General features: G+C 74.1%; 1 protein-coding gene. It reads right to left on the bottom strand.

What is annotated here, in order from left to right:
* Window positions 1-12: 12 nt before the first annotated feature.
* Window positions 13-11,538 (bottom strand): amino acid adenylation domain-containing protein, encoded by an 11,526-nt coding sequence (locus tag AB0B50_RS00005; RefSeq protein WP_362323050.1) that lies wholly within the window; start codon window positions 11,536-11,538, stop codon window positions 13-15.
* Window positions 11,539-11,550 lie beyond the last annotated feature (12 nt).

Genomic DNA, 11,550 nt, shown 5'->3' with positions numbered 1-11,550 from the left:
GCTTGTGCTGGGCTACTCGCCGGCGAATCCGGCTTCGAGTTCCTCGATCTGGTGTTGTGCGAGGTCCAGGAGGTGGAAGTCGGACGGGGTGTGTCCGCCCGCCGCGGGATCAGCGGTGTGGGTGGCCAGTCCGTCGAGCATCTTCAGCCAGGTCGCGCCGAGCCGTTCCGCGTCCGCCTCCTCCAGCAGCCGGCTCGTCCAGCTCAGGGTGATCGTCAGCTCGGGTCCTTCGGCGGTGTCCCTGACCACCGCGCCCGCGTCCAGCACGTGTGCGGCGGGCATGCCGAGGTCGACCGAGCCGCCGATCGCGGTCTCGCCCGCCGGCTGCCACGGCCCGACCGGTCCCGCGCCCTGCGCACCGCCCGCTCCCGCGCCGCCGCCCGCGGCGAACCGGCCCAGGTAGTTGAAGCCGATCTGCGCGGTCGGCGCGGCCGCCAGGACGGGGCCCGCCACGGGGTCGAGATGACGCAGCAGTTCATGGCCGAGGCCGTCACCGGGCACCCCCCGGGCCTGTTCCTTGACGGCCTTCACCAAGCTACCCGCAGCCCTGCCACCGGCCATAGCGCCGTCCAACTGCGCACCGGCCAACTCAAGGCGGACCGGTCGCACGCTGGTGAACCAGCCGACCGTGCGCAGCAGATCCACGCCGTCCAGGGGCTCACGGCCGTGCCCCTCGACGTCGACGAGCAGCCCGGTCGTGGTGCTCGGCCGCCAGTGCCCGACGGCGCCCGCGAGCGTCGCGAGCAGCACGTCGTCCACGCCGCAGTGGAAGGCGGCGGGAGTCCGGCCCACGAGCGTGGCCGCCTGCTCGGCCGGCACGACCCACGTCCGGTTCCGCAGGGTGCGTACGGTGTCCACCTCCGGGTCCAAGGGGGCTTTGCCGAGCGGGGGTTGGTGTGCACCGAGCAGGGCGAGCCAGTCGTCCAGTTCGGCCGCCCGCTGCTCGCCGGTCGCCTGGGCCGTGAGCAGCTCGGCCCAGCGGCGGAACGACGTCCCCACCGGGTCCAGCGCCACGTCCTGCCCGGCGGCGGCCGCCTCGCAGGCGATCCGCAGGTCCGGGAGGAGGATCCGCCAGGACACCCCGTCCACCACCAGGTGGTGGACGACGAGCACGACTCGCCCTGTTCGTCCGGGTCCCGCGTCCACCCAGACCGCCCGCGCCATCACACCGGAGGCCGGGTCGAGCCGCTCGACGGCCTCGCGCGCCGCCCGCCCCGCGATCTCGTCCAGGGCGGCGTCGTCCGCCGCTCCGGCCGCTTCCACGCGGGCGACCAGCCGCGCGGCGTCCACCGCGCCGCGTTCGCCGACGACCAGCTTCGGCTCTCCTTCAACGGTCCGCGCCCGCAGCATGTCGTGCGTGTCCAGGACGGTGCCGAGCCCGGTGGCCAGCACGTCGATGCCGAGTGCGGCCGGGGCCCCGACGACCACCCACTGGGCGAAGCCGGGCCGCGCGGAGCGCTCACCGAGCGCCCGCATGACCGGCGTCCAGGGCACCTCGCCGACACCGACGTCGTCGACGGCGGGCTCGTCCTCGGCGAACTCCACGACCTGCGCGAGGCGTTCGGGTGTCTTCTCCTCGAAGACCTGCCGCGAGGTGAGCACGAGCCCCGCCCTGCGCGCCCGGGACGCGAGCTGCATCGACATGATGGAGTCGCCACCCAGCTCGAAGAAACCGTCCCCGACGCCGACGCGTTCCAGGTTCAGCACCTCGGCGAACAGGTCGCACAGGAGCCGCTCGGTGTCCGTGCGCGGCTCGCCGCCCGTGACCCGCTCGGCGAAGTCGGGGGCGGGCAGCGCGGCCCGGTCCACCTTGCCGTTCGCCGTGAGGGGCAGCTGTTCCAGGACGACCACCGCCGCCGGTACCAGGTACTCCGGCAGCCGCTCGGCCACGTACGCGCGCACCTCGTCGGCGTCGACGTCCCGCTGCCTCTCGGGCACGACGTACCCGATCAGACGGCTGCCGTCGGGGCGGTCGCGGCGCGCGACGACCACGGCCTGCACGACGTCCGGGCGGCCGGTCAGGACCGCCTCGATCTCGCCGGGCTCGACACGGTGTCCGCGGATCTTGATCTGGTCGTCGGCGCGGCCGACGAAGAGCAGTTCGCCCTCGTCCGTCCAGCGCGCCACGTCACCGGTGCGGTACATCCGCTCCCCCGCCGCGAACGGGCAGGCCACGAACCGCTCCGCCGTGAGCCCCGCGCGCCCCAGGTACCCGCGCGCGAGCCCGGCACCGGCGACATACAGCTCACCGGCCACGCCGGGCGGCGCGGGCAGCAGGAACTCGTCCAGGACGAACACCCTTGTGTTCGCCGCCGGGTGGCCCAGCGGCACGACGTCCCTGCCCGGTATCAAGGGCTCGCTCATCGCCGCGCAGACCGTCGTCTCGGTGGGCCCGTAGGCGTTCACCATGCGCCGCCCCGGCGACCACCGGTCCACGAGCCCCGGCGGGCAGGCCTCGCCCGCCACCACCACGGTCCGCAGCGTGTCCGGCAGCTCCTCCTCGGCCGCGAGGACGCTGGGGGGCACCGTCACATGGCTCGCGCGCGCCCGGCGCACGGCCTCGTCGAGCGACACCCGGGGCGGCAGGTCGTCGGGGCCCGCCACCACGAGCGCCGCGCCGGACAGGAGCGCCATGCAGAGTTCGGAGACCGCCGCGTCGAAGCTCAGCGAGGCGAACTGCAGCACCCGCGCGTCCGCCCGTACGTCGAAGCGGTCGATCTGGGCCCGCGCGAGGTTGCCGAGGCCCGCGTGGGTGACCGCGACGCCCTTGGGTGTGCCCGTCGATCCCGATGTGTGGATGACGTACGCGGTGTTGGCCGCCCGCAGGGGCGCCGACCGCTCCTCGTCCCGCAGCGGGCCGCCCGCGCACCGCCGCACCTCGTCGGCCACGCACGGGTCGTCGGTCACCACGACGCGGCCCGGGAATCCCGCGGGCACCGTGCCCAGCGAATCGCGTGTGCACAGCGCCACCGCCGGGGCCGCGTCGGCCAGTACGTACGCGATCCGCTCCGCCGGGTATCCGGCGTCCACCGGGACGAACGCGCCACCGGCCATCGACACCGCGAGGAGCGACTCCACCATGGTCGCCGACCGCTCGCCGACGACGGCGACCCGGCACTCCGGGCCGACCCCGACCCGGGTGAGATACCGCGCGAGACGCCCGGCCCTGTCGGTCAACTCCCGGTAGGACAGGGCGCGTTCACCCGACACCAGGGCCATCGCCTCGGGGGTCAGCTCCGCCTGCCGGCCGACGAGTTCGGGCAGCGGCGCCGTGCTCGCCGCCGGGTCGAGCGTGCGGTTCCACTCGCGCACGACGAGATCGCGCCCCTCGGCATCCACCACCTCGACCCGGCCCACGGGCGCCGACGGATCGGCGACCAGCTGCTCGAAGACGCACACCAGCGACCCGACCATCGCCTCGGCCCGCGCACGGTCGCACACGTCCGGGCGGAAGACGAAGTCGCCCTGCATGCGCTCTCCCGGTGACACGACGAAGGTCAGCGGGTAGTGGCCCATGTCCTGCGGCTCCCCGTCGGGGCGGATGCGCAGGGAGTCCGGGGCCGGGGATGCCGCCGAGGGCGGGTGCGGGTAGTTCTCGTAGACCACGAGCGTGTCGAAGACCGCGCCGGGGCCCACGAGTTGGTGGATCTCGGAGAGACCCATGTGCTGATGGGCCATCAACGCGACCTGGCGTTCCTGCAGTTCGGCGAGGAGCTCGGCGACCGGCTGTCCGGCCGCCAGGGGCACACGCACGGGCAGGGTGTTGATGAACAGGCCGATGGCCGACTCCGCGCCGGGCAGGTCCGTGGGCCGGCCCGCCACGGTCGCGCCGAACACCACATCCGTACGCCCCGCGAGCCGTGCGAGGAACAGCGCCCACACGCCCTGCACCACCGTGTTCACCGTGAGGCCGTGGCTGCGGGCCAGCTCGGCGACGCCTTGGGACAGGTCCTTCGAGAAGGCGAACCGGATCCGGTCGGGCACGACAGGTACCCGTACCGACTCGGCGGGCACGACCAGCGTCGGCTCGTCGAGACCGGCGAGCTCCGCCCGCCAGGCCTCCCGCGCGACGCCCTTGTCCTGCCGGTTCAGCCAGGCCAGGTAGTCGCGGTAGGACGTGATCGAGGGGAGGCCGCGGTTGTCGGGGCGGGTGGTGTGTGCCTCGTAGGCCGCGGAGAGCTCTCCGATGAGGACCGGCAGGGACCAGCCGTCCATCGTGATGTGGTGGCTGGTGATGACCAGGCGGTGCCGGTGCTCGCCGAGGCGGATCAGGAGCAGCCGCAGCAGCGGGGCGCGTGTCACGTCGATCCGTTCCGCCGCGTCGGCCGCGGCCAGGCGCTCCGCCTCGGCGAGCGCGGCGGTCTCCGTGAGGCCCGACAAGTCCGCCTCGGTCCACGGCAGTTCCACGTCCCGCGCCACGACCTGCACGGCCTCGCCGGACGCGAGTCGGTGGAAGCTCGCCCGCAGGATCGGGTGCCTGCGCAGCACCGCCTCCCATGCCGCGCGCAGCCTGGCCGCGTCCAGCGGGCCCTCCAGGGCGAGGGCACGCTGCCCTTCGTACACGTCCGGCGCGGCCTCGTCGAAGGTGGCGTGGAAGAGCATGCCCGCCTGGAGGGGCGACAGCGGCCATACGTCTTCCAGGCCGGGGACCGCCCTCTCCAGCTCCTCGACTCCGGTCTGGGTCAGGGCGGCCTGCGTCGACGGCGCCTTCGAGGCGGCCAGGAGGGGGAAGTCGGAGGGGCTGTGTCCGCCCGAGGCCGGGTCGGCGGTGTGCGCGGCCAGGCCGCCAAGCATCTCCACCCAGCTCCGGCCGATCCGTTCGGCCTCGTCCTCCGGCAGCAGGTCGCCGGGCCAGTTCAGGGTGAGCGTCAGCTCGGGCCCGTCCGGGGTGTCCCGCACGGCCGCCCCGGCAGCGAGGACGTGGGTGACGGGCATGTCGGGGTCGACGGAGCCGCCGATGGCGGTCTCGCCGGCCATCTGCCAGGGGGCGCCTGGTCCTGGGGCTGCGCTTGTGTCTGTACCTGAGCCTGAACCTGCGCCTGCGCCTGCGCCTGCGCCTGCGCCTGCGCCTGCGCCTGCGCCTGCGCCGGATGTTGCTCCGAAGCGACCCAGGTAGTTGAAGCTGATCTGCGGGGCCGGTGCGGCCGTGAGGGCAGGGGCCGTCTCGCGGTTGAGGTGGCGCAGGAGTTCGTATCCGAGCCCGTCGCCCGGCACCGCCCGCACCTGTTCCTTGACCGCCTTCAACAGCCGTCCCGCGGCGGGGCCCCCGGCCAGGACCTGCGCCGGGTCCACCCCGTCCGCACTCAGCCGCACCGGGTGGGCGCTGGTGAACCAGCCGACCGTGCGGGACAGGTCCGCGCCCCCAAGGGGCTCGCGCCCGTGTCCCTCGACCTCGACCAGAACCCCGGAGGCGGCATCCGGCCGCCACTGCCCGACGGCACCTGCCAAGGCCGCGAGGAGTACGTCGTCCACACCGCAGTGGAAGGCGTTCGGGGTCCGCCCGACCAGGGTGGCCGTCTGTTCCGGCGGCACGGCCCACGACGTACGGCGCAGGGTCCGCGCGGTGTCCACTGCCGGGTCCAACTCCCGCTGTCCCAAGGGGGACTGGTCCTTGCCGAGCAGGGCAAGCCAGCCGTCCAGTTCGGCCACCCGCCGCTCCTCGGCCGCCTCCGAGGTGAGCACTTCGGCCCAGCGGCGGAACGACGTGCCCGCCGGGTCCAGCTCCGGCACGCGCCCCGCGGCCACCGCCTCGCACGCGGCTTGGAGATCGGGGAGGAGAATCCGCCAGGACACGCCGTCCACCACCAAGTGATGGGCGACGAGGACCAGTCGGCCGACCTCGCCGGGCCCCGCGTCCACCCACACCGCGCGCAGCATCACGCCAGAGGCAGGCTCCAGTTGCCCCACGGCCTCGCGCGCCGCCCGCTCCGCGACCGCACCGACCTCACCGGGCACCGCTTCGACGCGGGACACCAGGACCGAGGCGTCCACCGTTCCCCGCTCGCCGACGATCAGCTTCGGCTCGCCGGGGACCGCGCGGGCCCGCAGCATGTCGTGCGCGTCGAGGACGGCGCCGAGTCCGGCGGCCAGCACATCCAGGCCGAGCCCCGCCGGGGCGCCGACCACCACCCACTGCGCGAGCCCCACGCCCGTGGCGCGGTCGCCGAACGTCCGCATGACCGGGGTCCAGGGAACCTCGCCCACGCCGACGTCGTCGACAGCGGCCGTCCCGTGACCGGCGGCCTCCACGACCAGGGCGAGGCGTTCGGGCGTCTTCTCCTCGAAGACCTGCCGGGGCGTCACCACCAGACCCGCACGACGCGCCCGCGACGCCAGCTGCATCGAGCTGATCGAGTCGCCGCCGAGCGCGAAGAAGCCGTCCTCGACGCCGACCCGCTCCAGGCCGAGGACCTCGGCGAACACCTCGCACAGGACGCGCTCGGTTTCCGTGCGCGGCTCCCGGCCCGACACGCGGGCGGCGAAGTCGGGAGCGGGCAGGGCCGCCCGGTCCACCTTGCCGTTCACGGTCAACGGCAGCGCGTCGAGGACCAGGACCGCCGCCGGAACCATGTACTCCGGCAACCGCTCCCCCACGTACGCGCGCATCTCCTCCGGGACCACCTCCGCCCCGTCCACACCCACCACGTACCCGACCAACCGCTTGTCCCCCGGACCGTCCTGCCGGGCCACCACCACCGCGTGACCCACCGAGCCGTGCCCGGCAAGAACCGACTCCACCTCGCCCAACTCCACCCGGAACCCACGGACCTTCACCTGCTCATCCGCACGCCCCACGAACAACAACTCACCCTCGACAGACCACCGCGCGAGATCCCCCGTGCGATACATCCGACCCGCGCCCCCCGGCATCCCGAACGGACACGCCACGAAACGCCCCGCCGACAACCCCGGCCTGCGGAGATATCCGCGCGCCAGGCCCGGACCCGTCACGTACAGCTCGCCGACGGTCCCGGGGGCGACCGGCTTGAGGAAGTCGTCCAGGACGTAGACCCGGGTGTTGACGAGAGGGCGGCCCACCGGCACCGGCCCGTCGGCCGTGGCCCGCAGCGGCCGACTCATCGCGGCGCAGACGGTCACCTCGGTCGGTCCGTACGCGTTGACGAGGCGCCGTCCCGACCAGCGTTCGGCCAGCCAGGCCGGGCACTCCTCGCCCGCGACCACCAGCGTCTCCACGACCTCCGGCAGCGCGTCGACCGTCGCGAGGACGGACGGCGGCACCGTCATGTGCGTCACCCCGAACTCGGCGGCGACGTCCGCGAGCGAGCCGTGCGGGGGCAGCCGGTCCCCGCCGACCACCACGAGCGCCGCCCCCGACAGAAGCGCCATGCACATCTCGGAGACCGCGGCGTCGAAGCTCCACGACGCCAGCTGCAGGACGCGGGACTCGCCCCGTACGGCGAACCGCTCGATCTGGCCGGTCGCCAGGTTGCCGATGCCGCCGTGGGTGACCACGACGCCCTTCGGCGTTCCCGTCGATCCGGACGTGTAGATGACGTACGCCGGATCCGTCGCGCGGACCGCGGCGCCCTCGGCCCGGCGCCCCCGCCCGGCGAGGGGCACCACGGCACCCGGCGCATCGCCCATGTCGCATGCGTCGTGCGCGTCGCCCACGCCGTATGCGTCGTGCGCCTCTCGCACCCATCGGACCGCCGTCTCGGGAACCACCGCTTCGGTCTCGGGTGTACACACCACGAGCGCCGGGTCGGCGTCGGCCAGCACGTGCGCGATGCGCTCCTCGGGGTACGCCGGGTCGATCGGCACGAAGGCCGCGCCCGCCTTGGCCACGCCGAGGAGGACCGCCACGACGTCGGCCGACCGTTCCATCACGACGCCGACCAGGTCACCCCTGCCCACTCCGCGCGCCGACAGTTGGTGGGCCACGCGGTCGGCGGCCCGGTCGAGTTCGGTGTACGTCCACTGCCGGTCCGCCGCGAGCACGGCCACCGCGTCCGGGGAGCGGCGGGCCTGCGCCTCGAACAGCTCCCCCAACGTCCCCGCGGGGACCGGCCGGTCGGTGGCGTTCCAGCGCCCGACCACCGTGGCGCGCTCGGCCGCCTCCAGTACGTCGATGTCGCCCACCCGCAGCGCCGGATCGTCCGCGAGCTGCTCCAGGACCCGCACCAACTGCCTGCCCACGTGGAGGGCCCGGCGCCCGTCGAACACGTCCGGCCGATAGGTGACGCGGACGCCGAGGCGCTCGTCGGGTACGACTCCGATCGCCAGGGGATAGTGGGTCCCGATCTGGCTGTCCACCTGGACAAGTTCGAGGCTCACGGCGGCCTCGGCGCGATCCGGCTCCGGGGCCGTGCCGCGCGGGTAGTTCTCGAACATCAGCATCGTGTCGAAGACGGCTCCCGCGCCGCCGACCGCCTGGATCTCCGACAGGCCTGCGTGCTGATGCGCCATCAATTCGGTCTGGCGTTCCTGGAGTTGGGTGAGCAACTCCAGGAACGGCTGCCGGGCGTCGAGCCGCACCCGCACCGGTAGCGTGTTGATGAACAGGCCGATCATCGACTCGACGCCGGGGACCTCCGGAGGCCGTCCCGCGACGGTGGTGCCGAACACCACGTCCGTGCGCCGCGCGAGACGCGCGAGGACCAGCGCCCAGGCGCCCTGCAGCACGGTGTTCACCGTCAACCCCTGCGCTCGAGCCAGCTCCGTCACGGCCTGTGTCGCCTCGCGGGACAGGCGCACCGAGCGCTCCTCGGACAGCGTCCGCGCTCCGCCCAGGTCGGCCGGTGCCACGAGGGTCGGCTCGTCCGCCCCTGCCAACTCCGCCCGCCATGCGGCACGGGCCGCCTCCTTGTCCTGGCGGGCCAGCCACGCCAGATAGTCCGCGTAGGAGGCGGTGCGCCCCGGCAGGGCGGGCTCACCGTGCGCCCCGTAGGCCTCCGCGACCTCGCCCAGCAGGATCGGCGTCGACCAGCCGTCCGCCACGATGTGGTGGCTGGTGACGACCAGGCGGTGCCGGTGCTCGCCCAGGCGAATCAGGAGCAGCCGCAGCAGCGGGGCGTGTGTCAGGTCGAGACGCTCCGCCGCGTCGGCCGCGGCCAGGCGCTCCGCCTCGGCGAGCGCGGCGGTCTCCGTGAGGCCCGTCAAGTCGGCCTCGCGCCAGGGCAGTTCCACGTCCCGTGCCACGACCTGCACGGCGTCGCCCGACGCGAGGCGGTGGAAACTCGCACGCAGGGCGTCGTGCCGCGCGAGCAGCGCCTGCCAGGCCGCCCGCAGCCGGGCGGGGTCCAGCGGTCCGTCCACGGCGAGCACGCGCTGGCTCTGGTAGGCGTCAGGGCCTTCGTCGTCGAAGGTGGCGTGGAAGAGCATGCCTTCCTGTAGCGGCGACAGCGGCCATACGTCGATCAGGTCCGGTACGGCCGACTCCAGGCGCTCGACTCCGTCCTGCGTCAGGGCCTCGGCTCCGTCCTGCGTCAGGGCCTCGGCTCCGTCCTGGGGCAAGGCCGCGCGCCCGTCCTGGGGCAAGGCCTCGCGCGCCACCCTGCCGAGGAGGGGGAAGTCGGAGGGGGTGTGTCCGCCGGAGGCCGGGTCGGCGGTGTGCGCGGCCAGGCCTCCGAGCATCTCCACCCAGGTCCGGCCCAGCCGCTCGGCCTCGGTGTCCGCCAGGAGCGTGGCGGGCCAGCTCAGCCGGATCTCCACCTCGGGGCCGTCCGCGGTGTCCCGGACGGTGGCGTTGGCTTGCAGGGTGTGCGGCAGGGGCGTGTCGGGGTCGACCGAGCCGCCGAGCGCGGTGGCGCCGCCCGTCTGCCAGGGGGCGACCTCACCGGTGGTGGTGCCGCCTGTGGCGAAGCGCCCCAGGTAGTTGAAGCCGATCTGCGGGGTCGGCGCGGCGGCGAGGGCGGGGGCGGCCTCGGGGTTGAGGTGGCGCAGGAGTTCATGACCGAGCCCGTCTCCGGGCACGGCGCGCGCCTGCTCCTTGACCGCCTTCAGCAGCCGGCCCGCCGCCGGCCCGCCCGCCAGGACCTGGGCCGGATCGATTCCGGCCGTGTCGAGGCGTGCGGGGCGAGCGGTGGTGAACCATCCGACGGTGCGGGACAGGTCCGCGCCGTCCAGGGGCTCGCGACCGTGCCCCTCGACCTCGACGAGCAGCCCGGAGGCGACATCCGGTCGCCAGTGCCCGACCGCTCCCGCCAGAGCGGCGAGGAGTACGTCGTCGACTCGGCAGTGGAAGGCGTTCGGTGTCCGGCCCACCAGGGTGGCCGCCTGCTCGGGCGGCACCACCCAGGTCTGCTGACGGAGGGTCCGTACGGTGTCCAGGTCAGGGTCCAACTGCCGGTCCCCGAGTGGTGGTTGGTGCTCGCCGAGCAGGGCGAGCCAGTCGTCCAGCTCGGCCGCCCGCCGCTCACTGGTCGCTTCGGCGGACAGGAGCTCGGCCCAGCGGCGGAACGACGTCCCCACCGCGTCCAGCTGCGGCGCACGGCCCGCGGCCGCCGCCTCGCAGGCCGCTTGCAGGTCGGGAAGGAGGATCCGCCAGGACACTCCGTCGACCACCAGGTGGTGTACGACGAGAACGACTCGCCCTGTACGTCCGGGTCCTGCGTCCACCCAGACCGCCTGTGCCATCACACCGGACGCAGGATCGAGGCGCTCGACGGCCTCGCGCGCCGCCTGCCCCGCGCTCTCGTCGAGCGTGGCTGCTGCGTGGCCCACCGCGTCCACGCGCAGGACCAGGCTCCCGGCGTCCACGGCGCCGCGCTCGCCGACGATCAGCTTCGGCTCGCCGGGGACCGCGCGGGCCCGCAGCATGTCGTGCGCGTCGAGGACGGCGCCGAGCCCGGTGGCGAGCACGTCGAGGCCGAGCCCCGCCGGGGCGCCGACCGTCATCCACTGCGCGAATCCCGGCCGTGCGGCGCGCTCCCCCAGGGCCCGCATCACCGGCGTCCAGGGCACCTCGCCCACACCGACGTCATCACGGCCCGAGGCCGCCGCCTTCTCCACGGCCTCCGCCACGACCGCGAGGCGTTCGGGCGTCTTCTCCTCGAAGATCTGCCGGGGCGTCATGACCAGGCCCGCACGACGAGCCCGGGACGCCAGTTGCATCGAGCTGATCGAGTCGCCGCCGAGTGCGAAGAAGCCGTCCTCGACGCCGACCCGCTCCAGGCCGAGGACCTCGGCGAACACCTCGCACAGGACGCGCTCGGCCTCCGTACGCGGCTCCCGGCCCGACACGCGGGCGGCGAAGTCGGGGGCGGGCAGGGCCGCCCGGTCCACCTTGCCGTTCACGGTCAACGGCAGCGCGTCGAGGACCAGGACCGCCGCCGGAACCATGTACTCCGGCAGCCGCTCGGCGACGTACGCGCGCAGCGCCTGGGTGTCGGTTTCGGTGCCGGTGTCATCCGGCTTCTCCGTGACGACGTACCCGATCAGTCGCTTGTCCCCCGGACCGTCCTGCCGGGCCACCACCACCGCCTGACCCACCGAGCCGTGCCCGGCAAGAACCGACTCCACCTCGCCCAACTCCACCCGGAACCCACGGACCTTCACCTGCTCATCCGCACGCCCCACGAACAACAACTC

Source organism: Streptomyces sp. NPDC041068, from assembly GCF_040647455.1.
Classification (GTDB): Bacteria; Actinomycetota; Actinomycetes; order Streptomycetales; family Streptomycetaceae; genus Streptomyces.
This window is presented reverse-complemented; position numbering and strand designations above follow the sequence as displayed.